The sequence below is a fragment of the Moorella glycerini genome (assembly GCF_009735625.1).
GTDB classification, from domain to species: Bacteria; Bacillota; DSM-521; order Neomoorellales; family Neomoorellaceae; genus Neomoorella; species Neomoorella glycerini.
Map to the genome: position 1 here is coordinate 1,514,299 of NZ_CP046244.1, position 23,897 is coordinate 1,538,195.

General features: G+C 57.1%; 24 protein-coding genes, 1 pseudogene and 1 riboswitch. Of the genes and pseudogenes, 13 read left to right on the forward strand and 12 right to left on the reverse strand.

The window, feature by feature from the left end; translation table 11 throughout:
* The first annotated feature begins 286 nt into the window (after positions 1-286).
* The 5 genes from MGLY_RS07615 (at position 287) to MGLY_RS07635 (ending at position 5,921) form a co-directional block, all read left to right on the forward strand.
* On the forward strand, positions 287-772 hold the full coding sequence (locus MGLY_RS07615; RefSeq protein ID WP_156272767.1) for a CtsR family transcriptional regulator: 486 nt from the start codon (positions 287-289) through the stop codon (positions 770-772).
* Positions 773-786: 14 nt separating this feature from the next.
* Complete coding sequence (locus MGLY_RS07620; RefSeq protein WP_156272769.1) at positions 787-1,296, forward strand: UvrB/UvrC motif-containing protein; 510 nt, start codon at positions 787-789, stop codon at positions 1,294-1,296.
* Positions 1,293-2,345, forward strand: a complete 1,053-nt coding sequence (locus tag MGLY_RS07625) for a protein arginine kinase (RefSeq protein WP_156272771.1) — start codon at positions 1,293-1,295, stop codon at positions 2,343-2,345. The genes MGLY_RS07620 and MGLY_RS07625 overlap by 4 nt, the downstream gene beginning before the upstream one ends.
* A gap of 67 nt (positions 2,346-2,412) precedes the next feature.
* Positions 2,413-4,941 (forward strand): ATP-dependent Clp protease ATP-binding subunit, encoded by a 2,529-nt coding sequence (locus tag MGLY_RS07630; protein ID WP_156272773.1) that lies wholly within the window; start codon positions 2,413-2,415, stop codon positions 4,939-4,941.
* 134 nt (positions 4,942-5,075) lie between these two features.
* Positions 5,076-5,921: an arginase family protein gene (locus MGLY_RS07635; RefSeq protein WP_156272775.1), complete on the forward strand. Its 846-nt coding sequence runs from the start codon at positions 5,076-5,078 to the stop codon at positions 5,919-5,921.
* A gap of 8 nt (positions 5,922-5,929) precedes the next feature.
* On the opposite strand, the gene MGLY_RS07640 is transcribed toward MGLY_RS07635, so the two are convergent.
* From MGLY_RS07640 to MGLY_RS07655, 4 genes are all read right to left on the reverse strand, one after another.
* Entirely contained in the window at positions 5,930-6,184 is a 255-nt protein-coding gene (locus tag MGLY_RS07640) for a type II toxin-antitoxin system VapC family toxin (RefSeq protein ID WP_156272777.1), read from the reverse strand.
* Positions 6,185-6,226: 42 nt separating this feature from the next.
* Positions 6,227-6,463 (reverse strand): type II toxin-antitoxin system Phd/YefM family antitoxin, encoded by a 237-nt coding sequence (locus MGLY_RS07645; RefSeq protein ID WP_156272779.1) that lies wholly within the window; start codon positions 6,461-6,463, stop codon positions 6,227-6,229.
* 338 nt (positions 6,464-6,801) lie between these two features.
* The gene (locus MGLY_RS07650) at positions 6,802-7,566 is read right to left on the reverse strand and encodes an AIR synthase related protein (RefSeq protein WP_156272781.1); all 765 of its coding nucleotides are present in this window, start codon (positions 7,564-7,566) and stop codon (positions 6,802-6,804) included.
* On the reverse strand, positions 7,563-8,093 hold the full coding sequence (locus MGLY_RS07655) for an ECF transporter S component (protein WP_246187439.1): 531 nt from the start codon (positions 8,091-8,093) through the stop codon (positions 7,563-7,565). Before MGLY_RS07655 ends, MGLY_RS07650 begins: the two co-directional genes overlap by 4 nt.
* A 169-nt stretch (positions 8,094-8,262) precedes the next feature.
* Positions 8,263-8,461: riboswitch (cobalamin riboswitch) on the reverse strand.
* Between the two features lie 153 nt (positions 8,462-8,614).
* Between MGLY_RS07655 and MGLY_RS07660 the strand changes: the two genes are divergently transcribed.
* The 3 genes from MGLY_RS07660 (at position 8,615) to MGLY_RS07670 (ending at position 9,847) form a co-directional block, all read left to right on the forward strand.
* Complete coding sequence (locus tag MGLY_RS07660) at positions 8,615-9,112, forward strand: BON domain-containing protein (RefSeq protein ID WP_170290967.1); 498 nt, start codon at positions 8,615-8,617, stop codon at positions 9,110-9,112.
* A gap of 133 nt (positions 9,113-9,245) precedes the next feature.
* Positions 9,246-9,491, forward strand: coding sequence for a hypothetical protein (locus tag MGLY_RS07665; RefSeq protein WP_156272785.1), 246 nt, complete (start codon positions 9,246-9,248; stop codon positions 9,489-9,491).
* Between the two features lie 2 nt (positions 9,492-9,493).
* On the forward strand, positions 9,494-9,847 hold the full coding sequence (locus MGLY_RS07670; RefSeq protein WP_211662106.1) for a retropepsin-like aspartic protease: 354 nt from the start codon (positions 9,494-9,496) through the stop codon (positions 9,845-9,847).
* On the opposite strand, the gene MGLY_RS07675 is transcribed toward MGLY_RS07670, so the two are convergent.
* The 3 genes from MGLY_RS07675 to MGLY_RS07685 form a co-directional block, all read right to left on the reverse strand.
* Complete coding sequence (locus tag MGLY_RS07675; RefSeq protein ID WP_156272786.1) at positions 9,844-11,886, reverse strand: B12-binding domain-containing radical SAM protein; 2,043 nt, start codon at positions 11,884-11,886, stop codon at positions 9,844-9,846. The genes MGLY_RS07670 and MGLY_RS07675 overlap by 4 nt on opposite strands.
* Positions 11,887-12,229: 343 nt before the next feature.
* Positions 12,230-13,402 (reverse strand): tRNA uracil 4-sulfurtransferase ThiI, encoded by a 1,173-nt coding sequence (gene thiI / locus MGLY_RS07680; protein ID WP_156272788.1) that lies wholly within the window; start codon positions 13,400-13,402, stop codon positions 12,230-12,232.
* Positions 13,403-13,451: 49 nt separating this feature from the next.
* Positions 13,452-14,603, reverse strand: coding sequence for a cysteine desulfurase family protein (locus tag MGLY_RS07685; protein ID WP_156272789.1), 1,152 nt, complete (start codon positions 14,601-14,603; stop codon positions 13,452-13,454).
* A 166-nt stretch (positions 14,604-14,769) separates the two neighbouring features.
* Here MGLY_RS07685 and MGLY_RS07690 point away from each other — a divergent pair, with 166 nt between their 5' ends.
* The gene (locus MGLY_RS07690) at positions 14,770-15,771 is read left to right on the forward strand and encodes a chymotrypsin family serine protease (RefSeq protein WP_156272791.1); all 1,002 of its coding nucleotides are present in this window, start codon (positions 14,770-14,772) and stop codon (positions 15,769-15,771) included.
* Between the two features lie 65 nt (positions 15,772-15,836).
* On the opposite strand, the gene ypeB is transcribed toward MGLY_RS07690, so the two are convergent.
* The 3 genes from ypeB to MGLY_RS07705 form a co-directional block, all read right to left on the reverse strand.
* Positions 15,837-17,216 (reverse strand): germination protein YpeB, encoded by a 1,380-nt coding sequence (gene ypeB, locus MGLY_RS07695; RefSeq protein WP_156272793.1) that lies wholly within the window; start codon positions 17,214-17,216, stop codon positions 15,837-15,839.
* 34 nt (positions 17,217-17,250) lie between these two features.
* The gene (locus MGLY_RS07700; protein WP_156272795.1) at positions 17,251-17,742 is read right to left on the reverse strand and encodes a cell wall hydrolase; all 492 of its coding nucleotides are present in this window, start codon (positions 17,740-17,742) and stop codon (positions 17,251-17,253) included.
* 89 nt (positions 17,743-17,831) lie between these two features.
* Positions 17,832-18,242: a hypothetical protein gene (locus tag MGLY_RS07705; RefSeq protein ID WP_156272797.1), complete on the reverse strand. Its 411-nt coding sequence runs from the start codon at positions 18,240-18,242 to the stop codon at positions 17,832-17,834.
* A 141-nt stretch (positions 18,243-18,383) separates the two neighbouring features.
* Between MGLY_RS07705 and MGLY_RS07710 the strand changes: the two genes are divergently transcribed.
* Positions 18,384-18,605 carry a hypothetical protein gene (locus MGLY_RS07710; protein WP_156272799.1) on the forward strand — a complete coding sequence of 74 codons (222 nt, stop codon included), beginning with the start codon at positions 18,384-18,386 and terminating at the stop codon, positions 18,603-18,605.
* A 109-nt stretch (positions 18,606-18,714) separates the two neighbouring features.
* On the opposite strand, the gene MGLY_RS07715 is transcribed toward MGLY_RS07710, so the two are convergent.
* Both MGLY_RS07715 and MGLY_RS07720 read right to left on the reverse strand, forming a co-directional pair.
* Entirely contained in the window at positions 18,715-19,050 is a 336-nt protein-coding gene (locus MGLY_RS07715; RefSeq protein ID WP_170290968.1) for a hypothetical protein, read from the reverse strand.
* Positions 19,051-19,169: 119 nt separating this feature from the next.
* Positions 19,170-19,403, reverse strand: a complete 234-nt coding sequence (locus tag MGLY_RS07720) for an FmdB family zinc ribbon protein (protein WP_156272801.1) — start codon at positions 19,401-19,403, stop codon at positions 19,170-19,172.
* 438 nt (positions 19,404-19,841) lie between these two features.
* Here MGLY_RS07720 and MGLY_RS07725 point away from each other — a divergent pair.
* The 3 genes and pseudogenes from MGLY_RS07725 to MGLY_RS07735 all read left to right on the forward strand — a co-directional run.
* A pseudogene (locus MGLY_RS07725) lies at positions 19,842-20,674 on the forward strand (transposase); the annotation flags it as partial.
* Between the two features lie 326 nt (positions 20,675-21,000).
* Positions 21,001-21,735 carry a copper amine oxidase N-terminal domain-containing protein gene (locus tag MGLY_RS07730; protein ID WP_156272803.1) on the forward strand — a complete coding sequence of 245 codons (735 nt, stop codon included), beginning with the start codon at positions 21,001-21,003 and terminating at the stop codon, positions 21,733-21,735.
* A 241-nt stretch (positions 21,736-21,976) separates the two neighbouring features.
* On the forward strand, positions 21,977-23,896 hold the full coding sequence (locus tag MGLY_RS07735; RefSeq protein ID WP_170290969.1) for a DUF5693 family protein: 1,920 nt from the start codon (positions 21,977-21,979) through the stop codon (positions 23,894-23,896).
* Position 23,897 lies beyond the last annotated feature (1 nt).

Genomic DNA, 23,897 nt, shown 5'->3' on the forward strand with positions numbered 1-23,897 from the left:
TTCTCCTTTATATAAAAAGTACCAGCAACTGGAACTAATGTAACTCTAGTATGGCTAGAAGGGGACAATTCTATAGCCTTCTTTAAAAACAGGCGATTTAGCCAGCAATAGTCTAAAAAAAGGAGTATGATAGCTTTTTAGGTATCAGAAAGTCAGGAATTGGATAAAACAGGTACAGCTTGATATTGCTAAAAGGTAGTTTTTGCAGTATAAAATAGTCAAGGAAAGTCAAAAGGAGAAAGAAAGTCAAATTCAAAAGGGAGATCCAAGGGGGGTGGGCCAATGGATGGAAGGTAAAACCCTGGCCGATCGTATAGAAAACTACATCAAGTGGCTGTTAAAAAGCAGTGCCGATGGGATAGTAGAGTTGCAGCGCCAGGAGCTGGCCGAGCGCTTTACCTGCGTACCTTCGCAGATCAGCTATGTCCTCAGCACCCGCTTTACCATTGAAAGGGGCTACCTGGTGGAAAGCCGCCGGGGTGGCGGTGGCTATATCCGCATTGCCAGGGTACCCTTAAATGCCGAGGAGCGGCTAAAAGATTGGGTGCATGAAGCCCTTGGTGAATACATCTCCCAGGAGGCAGCCGTGGAGTTGCTAGAGCGCCTGGGGGAGGAGGGGTTATTAACCCGGCGGGAGCAATTGCTCCTGGCGGCAGCCATTAACCGCCAGGCTTTACCCCTGGAACTACCCAGGCGCGACCAGGTGCGGGCCTGCATTATGAAGGCTATAATTTTAACCTTAATGCGCGATGATTTCCCCAGCGAAGGATAAAAGGGGGCTAGAAAATGCTTTGTGAACGATGCCAGGAGAGACCGGCCAGTGTTCACGTCACCAGGATTATTAACGGCGACAAGACGGAGCTTTACCTCTGCCAGGAGTGTGCCCGGGAAATGCAACCCCAGCTCAACTTTTCCATTCCCAAATTTTTAGCCGGGTTGCTGGATTATGAGCCGGGCCTGGAGGTCAAAGCCCCGCCGGCAGGGGAACGCTGCCGGGAGTGCGGCCTGAGCTACGAGCAATTCCACCAGACGGGGCGGCTGGGATGCCCCGACTGTTACCATTACCTGGCCGCGCGCCTGGACCCCCTGATCCGGCGCATCCAGGGCAGCAGCCAGCACCGCGGCAAAGTGCCTCGGCGGGCCGGTGGCAATTTACGGGTGCGCCGGGAGATTGAAAGATTGAGGGCGCAGCTGCAGCAGCTAGTCGAGCAGGAAGAATTTGAAAAGGCTGCCCAGGTCCGGGACCGTATTCGCGACCTGGAGAATCGCCTGGGAGAACAGGGGGGCGGGCAATGAGCCTGAATTTAGAGCGTAACAGCAAATGGATGGAAGGTTCCGGTCCCCAGGCCGACATCGTCATATCCAGCCGCATCCGGCTGGCCCGTAACCTGAAGGGGATGCCCTTTCCCAATTTGATGAACGAAGCCCAGGAAGTGAAGGTTATCCGCCAGGTGGGCCAGGCCATCCGGGCGCCAGGGGTTTTCCAGGCCGTTGGTGAATTAAGGCTCCAGACCTTACGAGAATTGTCGCCGGTGGAGCGGCAAATACTAGTGGAGAAACACCTCATCAGCCCGGACCTGGCGGAAGGCAAGGGGGAGAAGGCAGTAGTTTTACGGGATGATGAGGCCATTAGCATCATGGTCAATGAAGAAGATCACCTGCGCCTGCAGTGTCTTTTACCGGCCCTGATGCTTCATGAAGCCTGGCGCCTGGCCGACGCTGCCGACGATGCCCTGGAAAACGAACTGGACTTTGCCTTTGACCAGGAAAGGGGCTACCTTACCGCCTGTCCTACTAATGTCGGTACGGGCTTAAGGGCTTCCACCATGCTGCACCTTCCGGCCCTGGTGTTGACCAAACAGGCCGGGCAGGTATTGACGGCCCTGACCAAAGTGGGAGTGGCGGTCAGGGGCCTCTATGGCGAGGGAACAGAAGCCCAGGGCAATATCTTCCAGGTTTCCAATCAAATCACCCTGGGCCGTTCGGAAGAAGAGATTATTAATAACCTTTCGGCGGTAACTGTGCGGCTGGCCGACCAGGAAAGGGAAGCCAGGGAACTACTGCGCAAGCAAAACCGCTGGCAGCTGGAGGACCGCGTGGGCCGGGCCTACGGCATCCTGACCAACGCGCGCATCTTGAGTTCCCAGGAAGCCCTGCAGCTGCTTTCGGATGTCCGCCTGGGAGTAGAGATGAAAATTTTACGTGGCCTCGACCAGCGGCTGATAAACCAGCTTATGGTCCGCATCCAGCCGGCCTACCTGCAGTTTACCGCCGGGAAAGAGATGACGCCCTTTGAGCGCGATGTGCGCCGGGCGGCCATGGTACGGGAACTTTTAGCAGGCTGAGTGGCTAACGGTAGTAATCCGCATGGGCCACAAGGCGGATAAATTAATTTCCGGAGGTGGAATAATCATGTCACCGCGTTTTACCGAAAGGGCTAACCGGGTACTGCGCCTGGCCCAGGAAGAAGCCAGGGCATTGCATCACCCGGCCATTGGGACCGAACATATCCTGCTGGGTATCTTGCGGGAAGGCGACAGCGTCGCCGCCAGGGCCCTGACCAACCTGGGTGTTAACGTCAAAGCTGTACGTGAGGAAGTGCGTAAAATTATCCGGCCGGGGGAAGCCCCTGCCGGTGGGGATATTGGCCTGACACCGCGGGCGAAAAGGGTCCTGGAGCTGGCCAATGAAGAAGCCCGGCGCCAGGGCGTAAATTATGTGGGGACAGAACATATTCTCTTAGGTCTACTGGAAGAAGGCGAAGGCCTGGCGGCCCAGGTCTTGAGCGGGCTGGGGCTTAGCCCCGATAAAATCCGCCAGCAGGTCATTGCCCTGCTGGGCGGTGCCGGGGAGCAGCCCCAGGCCGGCGGCTGGACCGTCCTCCTGGGCAACCTGCCCTTTGGCATGGCCGGGTTCCCCGGAGGAGGGGCCTTCCAGGCCATGGGAGCCCCCGGCGCGGCCAAGATGCAGCAGCAGCGGCCGGGGCAGACGCCCACCCTGGATCAGTTCAGCCGGGATCTCACTCGCCTGGCGCGGGAGGACAAGCTGGACCCGGTTATTGGCCGGGAGAAGGAAATTGAACGGGTCATCCAGATACTAAGCCGCCGGACGAAAAACAATCCCGTCTTAATTGGCGACCCCGGCGTGGGCAAGACGGCCATCGTCGAAGGCCTGGCCCAGAAGATTGTCCAGAACCAGGTACCGGAAGTCCTGCGGGATAAGCGGGTGGTGGCCCTGGATATGTCCGGCATGGTGGCCGGCACCAAGTACCGGGGCGAGTTTGAAGAACGCTTCAAGCGGGTTATGGATGAAGTCCGGGCCGCCGGCAACGTCATCCTCTTTATCGATGAGCTGCATACCCTTATTGGCGCCGGGGCGGCCGAGGGGGCCATCGATGCCGCCAATATCTTAAAGCCCGCTTTGGCCCGGGGCGAACTGCAGACCATCGGCGCCACTACCATTGACGAATACCGGAAGCACATCGAGCGGGACGCCGCCCTGGAGCGTCGTTTCCAGGCCGTCATGGTCGGCGAGCCCACGGTGGAGGAGACTATAGCCATCCTGAAGGGCCTGCGGGACCGGTATGAGGCCCACCACCGGGTGAAGATTTCCGATGAAGCTCTGGAGGCGGCGGCCAGGCTTTCCGACCGCTACATCACCGACCGCTACCTGCCGGATAAAGCCATCGACCTGGTGGACGAGGCTGCCTCCCGCGTGCGCCTCAAAGTCTACACTGCTCCCGACGACGTCAAGAAGCTGGAAGCGCGCCTGGAAGAACTGGAGAAGGAAAAGGCGGCGGCCGTTCACGCCCAGGAGTTTGAAAAGGCGGCTGCCTTGAGGGATGAGGAAAAGAAAATTAAAGAGGAGTTAGAAGCCAAAAAAGGCGAGTGGCAGAAGGAAAAGGGCCTGGAGAAATCCGTGGTGACTCCGGAAGACATCGCCCAGATTGTTTCCAGCTGGACGGGTATCCCCGTTACCCAGCTCGCCCAGGAGGAAAGCGAGCGGCTCCTCCACCTGGAAGACGTCCTGCACCAGCGGGTCATCGGCCAGGATGAGGCCGTTCATGCCGTGGCCCGGGCTGTACGCCGCGCCCGGGCGGGCCTCAAGGACCCCAGGCGGCCCATCGGTTCCTTCATCTTCCTGGGACCCACCGGTGTCGGTAAGACGGAGCTGGCCCGGGCCCTGGCGGAGGCTCTCTTCGGCGACGAAGACGCCATGATCCGCTTCGATATGTCCGAGTATATGGAGAAGCACACCGTCTCCCGGCTGGTGGGCGCCCCGCCCGGCTATGTCGGCTACGAGGAAAGCGGGCAATTAACGGAGGCCGTCCGGCGCCGGCCCTACAGCGTCGTCCTCTTTGACGAGATTGAAAAGGCCCACCCGGACATCTTTAATGTGCTGCTCCAGGTCCTGGACGACGGCAGGCTCACGGACGCCAAGGGCCGCACCGTGGACTTCCGCAACACGGTGATTATCATGACCTCCAATATCGGCGCCAGCACCATCAAGCGGGAGAGCCTGGGTTTTAAAGCTGCCACCAGCGAAGTGGCGGCTGAGTCCTACGAGAAAATGAAGAAGCATATCATGGAAGAGTTGCGGCGGACCTTCCGGCCCGAGTTCCTGAACCGCATCGACGAGTTGATCGTCTTCCATGCCCTCTCCAGGGACGACATCAGGAAGATTGTCGACCTGATGCTGGCCGAGCTGAACCGCCGCCTGGAGGAGAATAAGCTCTCTGTGGAAGTAACTGATGAAGCCAGAGAGATCCTTATCAAAGAAGGCTTCGACGAGGCCTTCGGCGCTCGTCCCCTGCGGCGCGCCATCCAGACTCTCATCGAAGACCAGCTTTCCGATGAAATGCTGGCCGGGAAAATTGCCCCCGGCGACAAGGTCCGGGCCGTCGCCCGGGACGGCAAGATTGTGCTGGAGAAGGCGGCTTGAAGAATACTATGGATTGATTCCAGGCACCCGTTCGAGGGTGCTTTTTTGTGTAACACCGCGCCCGGTGTTTATTTTCGCTTCCGGAAGGGTTAAAATAGAACTATCAGTCAAACTTGTTGCGGGGAGGGTTTCAGATGGGTGTCTCAAGCTCCATGGCCGTCACCCTGCTCAATTTTGACGACACCCTGACCATGCAGGAGGAACTGCGCCGTTTTATCCATAGCCAGGTGGACTTGAGGGACCTCAGGGGGACCAGGCTGTTCTGCGATCAGGCGACTTTAAGCCAGATCGCCGGGAGGATCCGGGGCAAAAAGGGGATCTTTTTCCTTGGGAGCGGGGACTACCACTATGTCTCTTACCTGCTTATGCAGACTGTAGACCGCCCTTTCACCCTGGTCCTTTTTGATAACCATGCCGACATCAAGTTTTCCCCCGCCTTTGCCTTCCTTTCCTGCAGTTCCTGGGTAGCCTGGGCCCTGGGGTTGCCCAACCTTAAAAAAGCGGTTATCATCGGCGCCCGACCGGATAGCTTCATCGGGGTTGATCCCGGCCTGCTGCGGAAGGTCGTATATGTTCCTTATAAGCAAGTGCGGGGAGAACTGTGCCGGCTCGACCGGGGAACCCGGCCGGGCCGGCCACCCCGCCGGCTCCGGGGGCCGGAAGATACCTTTAGCAGAATTATCACCCTGATCCCCACCCGGTCCGTCTATATCAGCGTCGATAAAGACGTTCTGCATCCCCGGGACGCTATCACCAACTGGGAGCAGGGCGAGATGTCCCTGGCGGACCTCCTCCTGCTTCTGCAGGCGATCAGCCGTACCAGGGAGGTATGCGGCGTGGATATCTGCGGCGAGGCCGACCTGCACCCGCTGGACCGGCTGCGGCCTGCCGGTAGGGAAGCCATCCGGAAGAACACGCAGGCTAATGTCAGGATTATCCAGGCCCTGCTACAAACCCGTACCTTTAAGCAGGTGTCTTAATCAGGCGCTTACCATATTATTTTGACTGTATAGCGGGCAATTTGGGGATCGGCGGTAAGAATAGGCAGGTTTTCTACCTGGGCCTGGGCAACGAGAAGCCGGTCAAAAGGATCGCGATGATGGTTGGGAAGGGTATAAACGTGCAGGGCGTGACTTATTTCCACAGCCAGGGGAGTAATAGTATTGATAGCCATCTGGTCGGGGATAAAGGATGTAATATTAGCGGGCAATTCTAGCTTGCCCAGGCGGGCTTTAATGGCCATTTCCCAACAGCTGGCGGCGCGCATGGGTGTCTAAGAGAGCTTTCATTCTTCAAACTCCTTAAGAATAGCTTCGGGCAGGGGGGCATTAAAATCCGGGGCTACAGTGATTTTGCCCTTGGCGCTGCCGGGGTGTCGTTCAGGCTTATCGCTTGTTATCGGGACCAGGCGCGCCACTGGCTTGCCAGCTTTGGCAATAATTACTTCCCGGCCTTCTTTCACCTGGGCTAACAGCTTGGAAAAATGGGTCTTGGCTTCATGAATATTTACTTGTAAAGACATTTCAAATCACCTCTACTATACTAATATAGACTAAGTCAACGGACTAAGTCAAGCCAGCAACCGCCAACGTAATCGCGGGTGTATTCCTTTGGTAGAACGCCTTCAGAAACTGGCGGGAGCTTTAAAGAACTGACCTCGGACGAATTCCGCCCCATCATGACCTGGCTGAAGAGTGTTATCAACCCCAAATACCTGCCGGCATGCAGGTTAAAGTAGCCCGATCCTGGATGCATGTAACCCCTGGGACGTGGAACGGATGATAAGCAACCTGGAAATAACCCTGGAAGAGATGTGGCAGGAGGCCATGTTAAAGGGCTTAAAAGAAGTGTTTATTCTTTTTAAGTAGCCAGGGTGCCCAGCAGGCAGAAGGGTTTTTTCGTCCTGCACCCCGCGGTTTCAAGGGCGGCCGGGTCGCCGGCAGCGAGGATACAGGTGGCGGGGCCGGCCGATTTGTGCAGGTTCAGCTCTGGGAGGTTTTGCCGCCAGTTGATTTGCAGCCCGTATAAAGCGGCCAGGTCCTGCGCTTCGGCCAGGATTCCCCGGGAGCCGACGGGAACCATTTCCCGGACTCCCGGCTGAGCGAGCAGCAGGCGCACGGTTTTTAGATCTACGATTTCCTGATCCTCAAGGAATACCTCGGCCCCGACCTTGGGCCGCCCGAAGAGGGCCAGGGCGTCGCCGGCAGCCAGGCGTCCCATTAAGAGGCTTGTTTTTGCCGCCATGCCGATGACGGTGACCCCTATCCCGGACTGGGATGTAGGGACGTTTTTTTCGCTGCTGCCTGTGAGGGCTTTCTCCGGGTCTATGCCCAGCACGCGGATCTCGTCGGCCACACCCTCCCGGATGGCTGTGCCTGCAGGTTCTGGCTCTACGCAGAGGGTATTGACGATGCATACTGGCCAGGCCCCGGCCGCCAGGACTTCCATCAGGGCTACCCTGGCGGTAAAGCGCCCCAGGATGTACCCTGGCACCCGCACCACGTCGGCTTCCTTGGGGCCGATGGCCCCGGCGGAATCGCAGGCGATCACCAGGACCCTTTGCTCATCCAGGTCCAGGATGGTCAAATCCCGGTAACGGCGGGGGGATGGGGTGGCCGGGGTCATTTACCTTCCCCTTTCCCCCGGCCGGCGGCATAACTGGCAGGAACTACCCGGCGCAGGCTGGTGAAGGCCATGGCGGCCAGGACGATGTTCAGGGTGGAAGCCACCAGCAGGGGCACGACCATGGCCAAGAAGAATGCTTTACCAAACCCCGGCAGGGGGATAAACAGCGCCGGGAGCAAAAGGCCGTTGAGTACTATTCCAGCTGCTATTCCCAACCAGGGGGAAAAGCGGCAAAAGAGAGCAAAGAGGGCGACGACGCCGCCCATGCCGGCGGCAATAACCAGGTGAAGCGGCAGGGTGAGGGGGAAGCCGGCAGTAAAGGCTGTGAGCAGGTGCCCGAGGGAAGCTATCAGGGCCCCATCGGCGGGACCCAGGATGAGGGCGCCGAGAAAGCCGGGGAAGGAATCGAAGGCCGGCGTGCCGGTGATGCTGGGTATTTTTAAATTGGCTCCTGCAGTTGATAAAGCGATGAGCATGGCCAGGATGGCCAGGCGCCTGGCCGTCCAGCGGCTTGCCTTTCCGTTCAAGGGAGATATTACCGGTTTTGACATGTTTGCTTCGCCTTCCTTTCATCTGGGAGTTTAGTCAGTGGTAATCCAGGGGGCCGGGCCACCCTCAACAAAAAATCCCCAGCCGTTTTCAGGCTGGGGACTTTACCATCATCCCCGCTCGCTTCTCCCCTTTCCTGGCGAAGGTGAGAGGTCCCATGGACAGGCAGGTCTCCTGGCTCGCGCTTCCTTGTTTGCCATGCCTTCCCGGGAGTTTTCCCAGTGGCGTTATATCGCAAACTCCGCGCTCACAGTGGCGGGACCGCGCCGGATCGCCGCCCCTAAAAGCGGTTACCGGACTTCCCTATTCTCCCCCTCCCGGGGGCACCTGTCCATTTTTCCATGTAAGGTTGTCAATATTAATATAATCCACCCTCTGGCTTTTGGCAAGGCCCTGTTTGGGGGTTGATCCTATCCAGACAGGCGCGCTTCCAGGGCCTCCTCCTATAACCTGTCGCTGCCGGGGCATAATAGAAATATCAGCAGCGAGGGGGATGAATATGGCAGACGATGCATCTCTACGGGAAAAGGTACGGCAGATCCTGCGCGAGGATAAAGACCTGCGTGGTTACGGCTTGAACGCCGACGTGGTGGAGGGCGAGGTCCAGCTCCAGGGGATCGTCGATACCTTGAAGGAGAAGGAGCGGGCCGGGAAACTCGTCGGGCGGGTCCCCGGGGTGAAAAGCGTGGCCAACGCCGTCGCCATCAGCACCGACGGGGCCATCCGGGGCGAGGACGTGACAATGGAAGTTAACGAGGAAATGGACCTGGATCCGCGGGTGGACCTGCGCCATATTGGCGCCGAAAGCGTTGACGGCCACGGCACGATAGTTTTAAAGGGCCGGGTGGAAGACCCGGCCGAGGTGGAAGCGGCCCGAGAGGCGGCAGCTAAAGCCCGGGGTGTAACCCGGGTAGTGAGCCAGGTTAAGGTGGGGGAAGAGGAAATGAGCCTGGAGGATATTTTCCACAGCCAGGTGAACAACGATAGGGGGGAGTAAGGTTGAATCGGCTGCGGGAGGGCTTTCCTCCCGTGGCTCAATTTATATTTATTGCCATTTCACCTGGATAATATTAAAATAGTATCAAGGTATCAAGAAATAAAGTGGAAGTACGTTGTTGGAAGGTGATATGATGACGTGGGAAGAGGTTAGAAGGCTTTTCCCAAATAAATATATACAAGTAGAAATATTAAAATCTCACCCTGAAGGTAATAAAGAAGTAGTTGAAGAGGTAGCAATAAAGCGTATTATAAAAGATCCCCAAGAGGCCACCTATACATTGATAAGGAGCAAGGGGAATACGTTAGTTTACCATACTAGCAATGAGAAGTTTGAATTGGAAGTAAGGACCAGGCCTGGTCTCAGAGGGGTAATTTGATTATGCGGGTCGAGTATCGCGAAGGGTTACTTTTCGTTTCCAGCTCAGTCACGTATAAAGAGAAGACAAAGTTAATTGATAGTATAGTTATTGATACTGGTGCCGCTAATTCTATTATATCATCGGATGTTGTCGAAGGTTTGGGAATAGTCTTTACGCAAGGAGACCCGGTTGTAATCAGTTATGGAGTTGGTGGAAAACAATACGCCTTTGTCAAGAAGGTTGATCGAGAGGCTTTTGGAAGTTTTAGCATCAGTGATTATAGTATAGATTTTGGGCTGATCGACCCTGACAATAAAATCAATGGGCTATTAGGCCTTGATTTACTTATGCAGCAGGCGCGATACTTGATTTAAAAAGTTTGCGGCTCTATTTCAATGAGGGGTAAATAATATACCTTTGCCTCACTTCCAGGGGGGCCGTAGTAAAAGAAGACGAGGGTCGGTTCGTCGTGTTCCGGTTTCTCCGGGCGGCAGGGGAAGAGTTCGATAAAGCCGTGGCGGCGTAAACTTGCCGGGGCTTCTTTCGTGAGCCCCGGCATATATTTTTCTATGGACCGGGGATCGGTTATCCGCGCCATGTAATTTGAACGCTCCTCCTCTGTCAGGGGTGAAGGCGGCACCCATTCCGGCCAGTGGCGGCTGCGGTCGCGGCAGAGGAAGTCGAATTTAAGGAGCTGGTAGAAGCGCTCCAGTTCCGCCGGCCCCGGGGGGTGGAATCCCGGCGAGCGCACTGGATAATTTTCTGGCCGGAGGCAGCAGTTATCTGCTTCCAGAGAGGTATGTGCCTGGCGGGAACGGCCAGGCATGACGGTAGCCAGGGCAGCCAGTCTGGCTTCCTGGCCGCGCGGAGCGCCGGGAATGTCTAGCCCCAAGCTCCTGGCCGGGACTTCCCGGCTCAAACTGGCGGTGAAGGCCGCCAGGTGGTTATAGAGGTCCCGCTGGCTGTGGCCGCGGCGCATGAGGCCCCAGGCCTCCCACCAGGCGGCCAGGGCCTCGTAAACGGCGAAATAGCTGCCGCCAAAGGCGGCCGCGGCCAGGTAGGCCAGAGCGTGGTCGGCCAGGTGACTGTTACCGTGATAGCGGAGCAGGGTTTCCACGTCGTGGAGGCGGAGCATTTCCTCGTAGGTAATGGCGCTGCTGGCCAGGACTTCATAGGGTGGCCGGTCAACGAAGCGGTAGCCGAATTCCCGGGCCCGGGCGCGCAAAGCGGTCCCCTTCAGGAGTTTCAGGAAGCCAAGCTGGATCTCGTGGGGTTTCAGGGTAGCCACGGCGTCGAAACTTTTGCCCACGCCGGCGTAGCCTTCGCCGGGCAGGCCGGCGATGAGGTCCAGGTGCAGGCGGATGTTCCCCATTTCCCGCAGGCGGCGGACATTGGCCGCCAGGCGCTGCCAGTCCTGGCTGCGGTGGCAGAGGCTGTTGACCTGCGGGTCGATGGTCTGGACGCCGATTTCAAACTGGAAGAGGCCCGGCGGCACCCGGTCCAGGAAGGCCAGCATCTCTTCGTCCAGGCGGTCGCCGGCGATTTCAAAGTAGAAGCGGGCTTTGGGCCGGAGGGAGGCTATATACTCCCAGATGGCCAGGGCCCTTTTTTTATGGGCGTTGAAGGTGCGGTCGACGAATTTTATTTCCCGGACTCCAGCCGCCAGCAGCCTGGTGAGGTCCGCCTTGACGCGTTCCAGGGAGAAATAACGTATTCCCCTGGTGGTCGAAGAAAGGCAAAAACCGCAGGTAAAGGGGCAGCCGCGGGAGGTTTCGTAGTATACCGTGCGCTGGCGGAGGTCGTTGCCGGCGGCGTCCAGGTCTTCCTGGTAGGGGAAGGGGATGGCGTCCAGGTCGCGGGTAGGCGGCGCTGGCGGGTTGACGACAACCTCCCCGCCCCGCCGCCAGGCCAGGCCGGGGATGGCTGCCGGGTCGGGTACGGGCCCCGGGGCCAACCTCCCTGTGGCCGGCCGGGCTATGGAGGCGGGAAGGGGTTCCTCCCGGCCCCCTGCCGGGGCATGCTGTCGTCCGGCCAGCTGCTCCATAAGGGTGCGGAAGGGGATTTCCCCTTCACCTGTGATCGCCAGGTCAACCTGGGGGTTTTGCGCCAGGAAGGCGGCCGTGTCGAAGGAAACTTCCGGCCCCCCGCAGAGGATAGGGAGATCCGGCCGGACGGTTTTGAGAATCTGGATCACGGCCAGGGTGGGGTCGATATTCCAGATATAGCAGGAGAAGGCCACCAGGTCCGGCTGCAGGCGGTAGACGCGGCCGGCGATGTTTTCCGGCCGGTCGTTGATGGTAAACTCCTCCAGGATAAAATCCAGGGGGAGATCCCGGCAGCAGGCCCGCAAATAGCGCAGGGTCAGGTTGACGTGGATGTACTTGGCATTGAGGGTGGTTAACAGGACCCGCAAAGGTATACCCCCGTAAATCAGAAGTCAGAAACAAGACACCCATGCCGCTGAAGCGGCACCATCAAAAAGATGAAAATAACGAGCTGGCATTTGTTTATAGCGAGCGACTTGGTCCGAGCGGTTAAGCAGCCGCAGGCTATGCCGAGGAGCGAGGACGGGGCCGAGGACAGTGAGGCCTGCGGCCGGATTCTAAAGGCAAGGATGTCGAATAGGCCGGGAACCCTGCCTTAAGCCCCATGGCTGAGCCGTAGGCTGATTCGCGAGGACCAGGGAGCGAGCAAAACAATGCCAGCCTAGAGCAAAGTTTTCAGGGTAGAAGTCAGAAGGTACCCGGCAGGGCGGGTTATATGCCGGTATCTTCGGGCTCTACCGTCAGGCTTTCCATGCTTTCCAGGCACTCCTCGACGAGCTCCGCCACGGCCAGGTTCTTTTCGGCCGCTTCCACCCGGGCCAGGGGCGGTTTGGTGGCCGGGTGTTTGGGGACAAAGAGGGTGCAGCAGTCTTCGTAGGGCCGGATGGAGATGTCGTAGGTGCCGATGCGGCGGGCCACCTCGATGATCTCGCTCTTGTCCCAGGCCACCAGGGGTCTTAAAACCGGCAGGTCGACCACCTTGTTGATGACGGCCATACTCTGGAGGGTCTGGCTGGCCACCTGGCCCAGGCTTTCTCCCGTAAGGATGGCCAGGGCATCCTCTTTAGCAGCCACTGCTCTGGCGATGCGGAACATCATGCGCCGCATGATGGTGACGTAAAACTCCTCCGGGCAGTGCTGGCGGATAGCCTTCTGAATCCCGGTAAAGGGGGCGATCACCAGGCGGAAAGGCCCGCTGTAGCCTGCCAGGACCCGGCAGAGGTCGATGACCTTTTCCTTAGAGCGCTCGCTGGTAAAGGGGAAGCTGTAGAAGTGCAGGGCCGTTAGCTCCAGGCCGCGCTTCAGACCCATATACCCGGCCACCGGGCTGTCAATGCCGCCGGATATAAGGAGCAGCCCCCGGCCGGTCACTCCCACGGGTAACCCTCCTGGTCCGGGGATGATGCGGGAGTAGATATAAGCCCCTTCGTCGCGGATTTCCACATAGATAACCCGCTCGGGATGGTGAACGTCAACCCGCTGGTCCTGGCTGTGGGTCAGGAGATAGGCCCCCAGCTGCTGGTTGACCTCTGGCGAGGTGAGGGGAAAGCGTTTATTGGGCCTCTGGGCCTGGACCTTAAAGGTGGTGCCGGGGGAATCCATTAAAACGGCCAGGGCAGCTTTTTTGATGGCTTCCAGCTCCAGGGGAGCAGTGACTACCGGGCTCATGGAGACGATGCCAAAGACGCGCTGCAGGCGCCGGCTTACGGCTTCCAGGTCGTCATGCAGGTCAACGAAGACGCGGCCAAAGGTCTTGTGCATCCCGCGGGGCGGCAGGTCGTCCAGGGCCCGGCGCATGTTGGCCAGGAGTTTGTCCTCAAAATAAGGGCGGTTATTGCCTTTCAGGCTGATCTCGCCGTAGCGTACCAGCAGGGATGTATACATAAGAATTCCTCCACCAAGTGGCTATCCTGCTATGCGTAATGGCTCTTGCCTACAATGCCCACAGTTCCGTCACACATTCCTTTATAGCCTCTACAGCAGGGGCAATCTCATCAGGGGTATTAAGGGCCCCCAGGCTGATGCGGATGGCCCCTTCCAGGCGCCAGCGTTCCAGGCGCAGGGCTTTGAGGACGTGGCTAGCCTCCTGCTTGCGGGAGTGGCAGGCCGAGCCGGTGGAAACGTAGATGCCCCTTTGCTCCAGCATGTGGACCAGGACTTCCGCCCGGACGCCGGGAAAGGAGACATTCAAAATATGGGGGGCGCCTTCCTCCGGAGGGGGGCCGTTAATTTGCGTGCCGGGAATGGCCTCCAGCAGCCTCGTGGCCAGCTCAATTTTTATTTCCCGCATCCTGGCCACCCGTTCCTCCATGGCAGCGGCAGCAAGCCCGGCTGCCAGGCCAAAGGCGGCAATGCCCGCCGTATTTTCCGTCCCCGCCCGCCGGCCGGCTTCCTGGTCGCCTCCCACGAGCAAAGGCTCCAGGCGCAGTCCTTCTTTTATATAGAGAGCACCGGTGCCTTTGGGCCCGTGGATTTTATGGGCGCTGAGGGACATGAGATCAATACCTAGCTCCTGGCAGTTCAAGGTAATTTTACCGTAGCCCTGGATGTGGTCGACGTGCAGGGCGGCGCGGCTTTTGCTCTGGACCAGGCGGGCAACCTCCTCAACAGGCTGCAGGGACCCTATCTCATTATTAACGCTCATAACGCTTACCAGGATAGTATCGTCCCTCAAGGCGGCTTCCAGATCAGCCGGGCGGATGACGCCCCGGGCGTCCACCGGCAGGTAGGTAACCTGGTAACCCTCAGCCTCCAGCCGCCGGCAGGCGGCCAGCAAGGAGGGGTGTTCGACGGCCGTGGTGATAATATGCTTCCCCTGGCGGCGGCGGGCCCGGCTCAAACCCCATACGGCCCAGTTATTGGCTTCGGTACCACCGGAGGTAAAGTAGATCTCCGTTGGCCGGGCGCCTATCAGACCGGCTACCTGGCGGCGGGCGTGAGCGAGGGCCTTTTCGGCGGCCATACCCAGGCCGTGGAGGGAAGAGGGGTTACCGTAATTTTCCACCAGTATTTTATGCATTACAGCCGCGATGTCAGGCAGGACGGCAGTGGTAGCACTGTTATCCAGGTAAATGGCTGGCTGCAAAGCTGCAAAGCCTCCCCAAAAATAGAAGTGAGAGATCTATTTTATTATACAACAATTAAACCTATCTTAAAGGCCCAGGCACCACTCCGAGCCTAACAGCATATTGTAAATTGGCAACGCAAAACCTGCCCATACCATAGGGGAGAAAATGGGGGCAATGGCGATTATGCAAAGAGTGGAAAGGGCCCTATCAAGGTACCAGGAAGACCTTTTGAGTTTGCCCAACGTGGTGGGTGTAGGGAAGGGATTTAAGAGCGTTCGCGGCGAGATAACTAAGAAGCCAGCAGTAGTAGTCTTAGTTAAGGAGAAACTACCGGTTACCAGGTTGCACCGGGAGGCCAGGATACCCCGGGTACTGGAAGAAGCAGAGACCGATGTCCTGGAGGTAGGGGAACTGCGGCTCCTGGGCCGTACCGATTACCAGCGGCCGGCCCAGCCGGGGATGAGTATCGGCCACTATAAAATTACCGCCGGTACCTTCGGGGCGGTGGTGAAAGACCGGCGAACGGGGGAACCCCTCATCCTTTCCAATAACCACATCCTGGCCAACATTACGAGCGGCCGCGACGGCCGGGCGAGCATCGGCGATCCCATCCTCCAGCCCGGTCCCTATGATGGCGGTACCAGGGACCAGGTAATCGGTTATCTGGAACGCTTTGTACCCATTTACCCTGTGGTCCAGGAGGTTACCTGCAGTCGAGCTTTGCGCTTCCAGGAAATCCTCAACCGCCTGGTGCACCTGGTCCGGCCCAATTACCAGGTAAGGATGCAAAAGCTGACGGCGGCCAAGAATATTGTTGATTGCGCCGTTGCCTGGCCGGTAAGTAAAGAGGCCATCCGCACGGAGATCCTGGACCTGGGGCCGGTGAAGGGCGTCCGGGAGCCCGAGCTGGGCATGGCCATAGTAAAGAGCGGGCGTTCCAGTGGCATCACCCGCTCTTCCATTAAAGTCCTCCAGGCCACCGTCAAGGTACTCCTGGAAGAAGGGTTAACCGGCATGTTCAGCGACCAGTTTGTCACCGGACCCCTTGCCCAGCCGGGAGACAGCGGTTCCCTGATCCTGGACAACGAAAATTACGCCGTCGGCCTTCTCTTTGCCGGTTCAGATCAGACTTCTGTCGGCAATCGCATTCAAAATGTCCTGGAGCAACTGGAAATTGAATTCTAGTTCCATGGTTCACTGCTTTCCCCGGCTCAAGCCTCCATGGCTCCTGGGCCGGGGTTAAATTTATGCTACATGGTCAACTGGCCGCCGGGTACGTCAACTATTTGCAGCACTTTTTCTTCTTCACCCGTGACGGCGTTGATATAGGTGAGGTAACGGGTATCGTCGAGTTTGGTTTTGACTTCATAGGTAAGCTTTTCTATCCCCCCGGGTAGGGGGATCAGGGCCAGCCGGACGCCTTCAACCTTGAGCCCGGGGTTAATTTTGGCCCGGGCCTCGGCCGGGGTTAGCTTTGGTGTGGGCAACTGGCGCCTGTGGTGGGCCATATAGTAGGGGGTCGCGTCCCATCCGGTAATTTCGCCGTTGTCCAGGGCTACCTTAACCTTCACCTGGTCGGGATAAAGGATGACATCGCCTTCTTTGGCGGCAAAGGTAATCACCTGGTTATTATCGGTGCGTACGGTATAAGTGGGCTGCATACTGGCAAAGCCGTGGGCCTTTAAGAAAGCCGTGGCCCGTTCCAGGGCTTTAGCTGCGTCAAGGGTAGGAGCGCCCACCGGCCTGGTATTGAGGAGGGAAATGACTTCCCCGCCCTGTTTGCTGATATCAATGTGCACAATGACACTGGGACGCCGGTTATCCACTAAGTTAAGGGCAAAGGTGGGCAGGAGGCCGTTGCTGGTCCGGGTGGCCTGGACGCGGTAATTGCTGTTACTGGCGTCATTGGCAAAGGCTGTGGCCCGGCGTTCGGCTTCGGCCTGGGAGACGTCACCACCTTTAAGGCCCAGGGGACGCGGTTTTTCCAGGTGGTCGGAGAAGGGACCGTCGTAATTAAGGCTGGGCAGGGTCTGCAGGCGCCGGTCGGCGTTAACGAAACCGTCCAGGGGGCCGGGCTGGGCCTGGACGGGAATGGCCAGATTGGCAATGGTTCTTAAAGGCGCCGGCATGCGTGTGCTGTAAAAGCTGCTCCAGCGCAAACCTTTACTGGCCACCTGGCCTTCCGTCTGGCGGAGATCTACGGCCAGCCGCTTCATTTCATCCCGTAACCTGGCCAGCTGTTCCCTCTCCTGGGAGCTCAGTTCCCCGCCCCGGGCCAGTTTTTGCGCCAGGTAATTGTTGTAGTCGCTGGTCTGGGCCAGGAATTTACTGGTATTGATTGGTTTAATGCCCGGGGTAGGCAGCTGGCTTAAGGACAGCTGGGCGGCAGCCGCCTGGTTCCAGGCTTCCGTCAGGTGGACGGCCTGCTGGCGGGGAGAACTGCTGGCCAGGGATTTACCCATACTGACCTGGGCCTGCTCTACGTAATTCAAGAGGTTATAGAAGTCGCGCTGGCCACCAGCCTCCACGGCATTGGCCAGGGTTAAACGGTTGGCCCTCTCCCACAGGCCCCAGCCAACGGCCAGGAGCAGGGCCAGGGTCAGGACAATGGTAGAAATCCTGCGTGTCAAATTAAACACCATCCTTTCAAGGTTTAATCAAGGTTTAACGGGCGAAGACATGGTTTCCGATCTGGGTAATAATGGTCCTGGTCCAGATCCAGGGGCTAACGGGTTTGGCCGGGTTCCAGAAGAAAAGGGCGCCGTAGGTGGGGTCCCAGCCATTCAAGGCATCGGCGGCAGCCCGGGTGGGTGAAGCAAGGTCGGTGACCTGCCAGATAAGGCCATTGCTGACACTTTCAAAGGCCCAGGGTTCGTAAATCACGCTGCTGATGCTGGCAGGGAAAAGGGGGCTACGCACCCGGTTCAAGACGACGGCCCCTACGGCCACCTGGCCCTCATAGGGTTCCGTACCTGCTTCGGCGGCGATTAACCGCGCCAGGAGGTTAATTTCATCACCGACGGCTACCGGTACCCCGGCCTGGGTGGGGAGAGCCTGGGGAGCCTGTCCCTGGTGATAAAACTGCCACAGGGCGGCACTGATTAAGATGACAACCAGGAGAACCGGTATGATTAAACGGCGGCGGTAAGGATGCATAGATTTTCCTCCTCATTTCCTAATTCAACTTTAGTGTGGGTAGGTAGCCGGGGCCTTATACGTAAAAAGAGCGCGGGTTGCGCGCTCTTTTAGCTGCTGCGGAAACGGTTACTGCGGCTTTGCTGGGGCGGGTGATTCTCCTCTGTAGGAGTTATTTCCTGGGCTTCTTTTTCTTTAGCGGCCTTACTTTCTTTGGCACTCATGAGCAGATTCATGAGGCTGGTGAGTAAAGCCGGGTTTTTGCCCAGCAGGCCGGCCAGCTCGGCCGGCGCTTTGACATTCCCGCCGCCTCCCTGGCCCAGGACGGCATTTAAGGCTTCCTGGATGGCGTTGCTGGCCCCGGCCTTTGCCGGTGTAGTGTCATTACCGTGCAGGAGATTTAAGATACCCAGCAGGTCGACCAGGCCTAACAGTCCGGCCAGCTCATTAAAGTTTAGGGCCTGTTGTTGCTGGGGGCCCAATAGTTGGAGCAGGACTTCAAGCAGATTGGTTTTTTCCACCGCGGCCACCTCCACAAATCCTTCCCTTTAATATATGCGGCAGGTAATCAATCCAGCGTTGCACCAACCTTCTTTTGGTTGCATATTTTTAACTATAGAGGATTGATTTTCTCTTTTTAAACTGAAATGGGAGGGAGCGAGATGGCCGATCATATTGTCGATCCCAATCTCCTGGCCGTTATCCAGAGCTTGAAACCCTATATGAGCAGCCGGGCTCTCCAGTGTACTGAAGTGGCCGAAACGCTGCTCGAGATTTTAGCCAGTGAACAGGCCCGGCGGGTCCAGGAAAAATTACAGAGTTTACGCCAGGAGTACAAAATGGTAGTGCAGGCAGCAAAGGTTAAAAAACCGGGTGACAAATGAGATGATAACCAGAGAGGGCGGGACCCTTTCTCTCTTTTTTTAATTCTAATTTTATTGCTGCTGTCCACCGGCAGCTTCCCCGGGCCCGGCACCTCTCCCGGATCTGTGGTTAAGAATAACTCAGGTGGACGCGGGCCAGCCCGGAGCCCCCAGGATTTTCTGAAGAAGTGGCAGCAGGTGTCCCGGGGCCAGGCCCGGCAGCCGGCGGCCTTTCGCCGGTGGGGGGCCGCTGGGGGGAGTGGACGACGGTCAGGCTATTTAAGATTACCTCTTCTTCCCAGACCAGCTGGCCGTTTTCGTAGCGGCGGCGGCGGATTTCAGCCCTGGGGATAAAGGCGGAGACTTCATGGGGCAGGTTGTAAGTCAGGCGGCGGATTACCCGGATGACGGCATTATCTACGTGGAGTTCAACCTCATCGGTATTCAGCGGGCACTCTGGCAGCAAGGGAGACACCTCCTTTGCTGCCAGTATATGTAATAGGGGAGGGAAAGGCACGGGCTAAACGGGTCCAGGGTATGCGCCAGATTTAAGGGCCGGTCCCCGTCAGGGGGCCGGCCCCGGTCTTAGCTGGCCTTGCTTTCCGTCTTCGTTTCCTCTTTAGCCTTATCCTTATATTCCTGGCTGCGGTTTTCGGTGGTATAGAAACCGCCGGCCTTGTAGATGACGCTGATATTATGCCCGATCAGCCGGTGTACAGGCCCGCCGCAGGTGGGGCATTTTTCCAGGGGAGAGGCTGTAATGCGCTGCTCCTTTTCAAATACCCCGCATTTGGCACATTTGTATTCGTAGATAGGCATCGTTACCACCTCCGCTTGTCTGTATATGGTTCCAGCATTGGTTATACGCCAGGAAGCCCGATTTGTCAAGATAGGCCTCTTGCCTGGCTAACTTTACCTTAGTCTCCACTTTATTCTTTCCTGAATCCGTGACAACCCAATAACAAAATATCCGGATAAGGCTCAAAACCTCGCGAAAAATAAGGTATAATAGGCTGGATGGCAAACGAATCCATCTTCACCTGCGAGGTGCAGCCATGAAATTCATCATTGAACAGTTTGATGAACACCTAACCCCGTTGCCGGACTGGCTCTGGTCGGGGAAATCCTTAATCATACTGCCCTGAAATACAGATTTAATAAGACGAGGATACCGGATGTACCTTCTCCAGATTTTCTCACGGGGATGTTATAACCTCCTACATCGGCCTGCTTTGCCAGGGCCGGAGCGATTTTGACCATATTGAGCTCTATCGGGATGACCCCTTTTTTAGCCGGGCACTGGATATCCGGGATGTGCCTTCGAGCCCTACCCTGCGCCAGCGCCTGGATATGATGTGGAGGAAATGGCCAGGTTCCTTAAGGATCTAAAGGCACCGGTAACCCCTGTTACCTTGGGTTCCGGGGAATTAAAGCGTCAATATGTCCCCCTGGATATTGATGTTTCTCCCTTTGATAACTCGAATTCCAAGAAAGAGGGTGTTTCGCGGGCCGGGAAACAGCATTGCCAAAAAGGGACACCGGAGTTCCTACGACAAGCTTTAACCTTTGCTCGCGCTATCACTTCGCTGCCACTTTTAGTACATATGGATGGCGGCAATGACAGCCAGGATAACCTGCAGGTTTGTTTGGACCCGAAAGTCAAAGCCGATTTTATCATTAAGCGTAACCTGCGCAAGGAAACGCCGGAAGCCTGGCTGGCCATTGCGGTGGATAATATTATTGCCCTCTACCATGACCACGGCACCAGCGAGCAATTTCATAGCGAGATCAAAAACGATTTAGACCTGGAACGGTTGCCCAGCGGCAAATTTGCCACCAATGACCTGGTGCTACACCTTGGTATTTTCGCCTACAATATTTTAAGGCTTCTGGGACAGTTTAGCCTCCCTCTAAAGGAGGTCCCCCTGCGTAATAAGAAAGCTCAACGCCGCCGGTTGCGTACCGTTATTCAAAACCTGATTACCATAGCGTCCCGGCTGGTTCGCCACGCCCGGCAGGTGAAATTACGGTTTGGGCAGCACAGTCCCTGGTATCCAGCTTTCCGACAGCTATATAGAGCGTTAGCTTAATACAGCATTTCCGGCTTCCGGTGATTTTTAAGTACAGGGCTTCAAATCTCTAAAACAGGAGGCTCGCTTTGATATACCCATATAAAGGAGAAGCGAGGTTAAAGGTTACTTTTTTTGATAATTGTTATGCCTCATAGTTAACTTTTGGCTTATACGCAAGGTTTTCGGAAACCATTTGCTGTAAAATTGGGCTCATCAGTTTGTTGTTATCACGGATTCAGGTCTTTATTAACCCCTCGGCAGGGAACCTGATGGCAATCAGGAACGTCTATATACTGGGAACCTGATCCAGGGCGGAATAGAACGCGGGGGAGGCAGTAAGTAGTATGCAGAAAAAGTTTTTCCTAGCGGTACTTATGTTCTTGGCTTTAGTTTTATTGCCCTGGCCGGCGGCAGCGGGGATGGACGATTCTTTACATATAGTCGTTAACGACGATTTTCTGGTTACAGATGTGCCGCCGCTGATAGCAAACGGCCATACTCTGGTCCCGGCAAGGCCCCTGGCAGAAAGGCTGGGCGCCACAGTCCATTGGGACGCAGGCAGCCAGACCGTTACCATAAAAAAAGGCGGCATTACCATTCAGTTTGCCATTGGTGAACCTATAGCAACGTATAACGGTGTAAGTTGGCAACTCCCTGTAGCTCCGGAGCTAGTAAAGGGTCGCACCATGGTACCCCTGCGTTTTATAGCCACCGCCCTGGGCCAGCAGGTCAGGTTTAATTACTGGCAGACGACGCCGATGATCTGGGTGACTTCTTCGCCGCTCCTGGAAGATAAGGATACGAACGTCACCCCGGACTATTTTGAAGTGGACACCGGCGAGGGGCCGCCTTATTATAAATTAAAGCCTGAGGGTCAAACCACCAGGGGAATCAAACTGGAGGATAGCGTAACTAAGGTGAAGGAGCTTTACGGGCCACCTTTCAGGGAAGAAACGGTACGCGACGGGCAAGTTGTTCTTAGATATTTCAGCGAGTATCTTCCCCAATCTGACGCCGTAAGTACTTTAAGCTTTACCTGCCGGGACGGCCGGGTGGTGGAGGTGATAATACAACACTAGGTCGTGTCCAGACCTTAGCAGGCTCTTTCCTGGGAGCCTTGAGGCCGTATTTACGGCGTAAATGAGCCGGGATATAGCCAGTTGACCCCTCCCGTTAATTTTTATCATGTTCGTTACAACTTCAGACAGGCCGGGGGAGCCGCTACGGTATGTAAAAAGTAGGTTGGGCTTCTACAGGAGGATTCAGTCACCGGGTGGCGAATATATCCCTTTTGTAACCTCAAGGGAAGAAGGGATTTTTTTGTTGCGCTGGCGTTACCAGCCAGTCCTCTGGGCGGTGCTGATTATCGCCACCCTGGCCGCCGGGGTGGTAATCGTTAACCGGGTGCGCCTGGAAGAGGCCAACCGGACGGTTACCCTGGCGGTCGATTTCCAGCAGGTGCAAAAATTAGCCCAGTGGAGCGGCTTGACTACCAGGGAAACTTTAAGCCGTTTGCAACAGCAGGGAGCCAACGCTGTCCTTTTTAAGGAGCAGACCATAGAGGATCTCCAGCAGCAGGTCTGGGTCCAGCCGGGAAGTGAGGCTGTCCTATCCTTAGCGGCTGCAGTCCAGAAAAAAGTGCGCCCTGAGTATACCTACCTTTTTACGCGCGACAGGGAACTGGGGGAGCGGCTGCAACTGCAGCTAGAAAATAAGGTTCCCGGCGGGGTGCAGGTGCTGGCTGGTAACGACTTTACGGCCCTGGGTATACCCCTGGCCATGCCAGAGCTAAAGGACCTGGGCCTGGGCTTCCCGGACCGGGAGATGGCCATGGCGCGGGAAATGGGCCTGCTGCTTGTTCCCCAGGTGCGGTGGTGGTATGGCGCCAACGCCACTTCCCTGGCCGCCACTTTAAGACCCTTGCTGGCCTACCAGGATAGCATCGTGGCTTTGCTTTTCAATGATAAGAGCCTTCCCGGTTATCCCGCTTACCTAGCTAACCTGGCGGCCCAGGTAGAGCAACTCAACGTCCCGGTGGGCCTGATCGAATTTTTCCCGCAGCAGGGCCTCAGCCGGCTGGTCATGCTCCTGGATAAAAGGGCCGTCCGGGTGCACAGCATCGGTGTGGATGAAATGGCCGGTCTAACCCCGGCGGCGGCCCTGGAACGCCTGGAGCTGGCAGCCAGGGAAAGGAATATCCGCCTCCTCATTGCCCGTTTTAAGTTTGCCCCGGGATCGACAAACTGGTTGCAGGATAACCTCCATTACGTGGGGGAATTAAGAAAAGTAATCCTGGCCGACGGCCTGACCATAGGCCGGGCTGAGCCCTTTTCACCTTTCCCCTTCTCACGCCTGTGGCTCCACCTGGCCGGCCTGGGTGTCCTGGCCGCCGGGGTGCTTTTATTGATGCAGTTTGGCTTAGCGCGACCGGGTGTAGCTCTGGGTTTTCTGGGCCTTGTGATCTGGACGGGGGCCCTGGGGCTGAATCACCAGGTGTTGCTGGCCCGCAAGGTAATGGCCCTGGGGGCGGCCATTATCTTTCCCACCCTGGCCATGCTCACGGCCTGGTCACCGGCGCCCCGCGGTTTAAAGGCCGGGATAGCCGTGACCCTGCGGACGGCCCTGATCTCCTTCCTGGGGGCGGTGGCCATTGCCGCCATCCTGGCCGACAATACCTTTATCCTCAAGATTAATGAATTCAGCGGCGTGAAAATCGCCTTTGTCGCTCCCTTGCTTTTATTTACGGCGGCCGTGATTATCCGGCAGGAGGGGCGGCGGGCCGGCGCTACCCTGCAGGGCTGGCTTGATGCCGGTCTCACCGTAAAGCTGGTCCTCCTGGCCGTGGTGGTGGCCGCTGCCGGTGTCCTTTACCTCAGCCGTAGCGGCAATGAAGGGGTGGGGCTGTTACCTTTTGAAGGGCAGCTGCGCTCTTTCCTGGGGAACGTTTTACTTGCCCGGCCGCGGACCAAAGAATTCCTCCTCGGCTACCCCTTTTTGCTTTTAAGCCTGAGCCTGGGTTACCAGCACCGTTATCTTCTCTTCTGGCTCCTGGGCCTGGTGGGTCAGATCTCCCTGGTTAATACTTTCTCGCACATTCATATTCCTTTCCTCATTTCGTTATTACGGACCTTTAATGGCCTCTGGCTGGGCCTGCTGATCGGGTTAGTAGTGGTTTGGACAGTTAAGCTGGAAGCAGGCGTTTTTAGAGGGGACCACAATCACGGGCGTCAGCAGTCGTAAG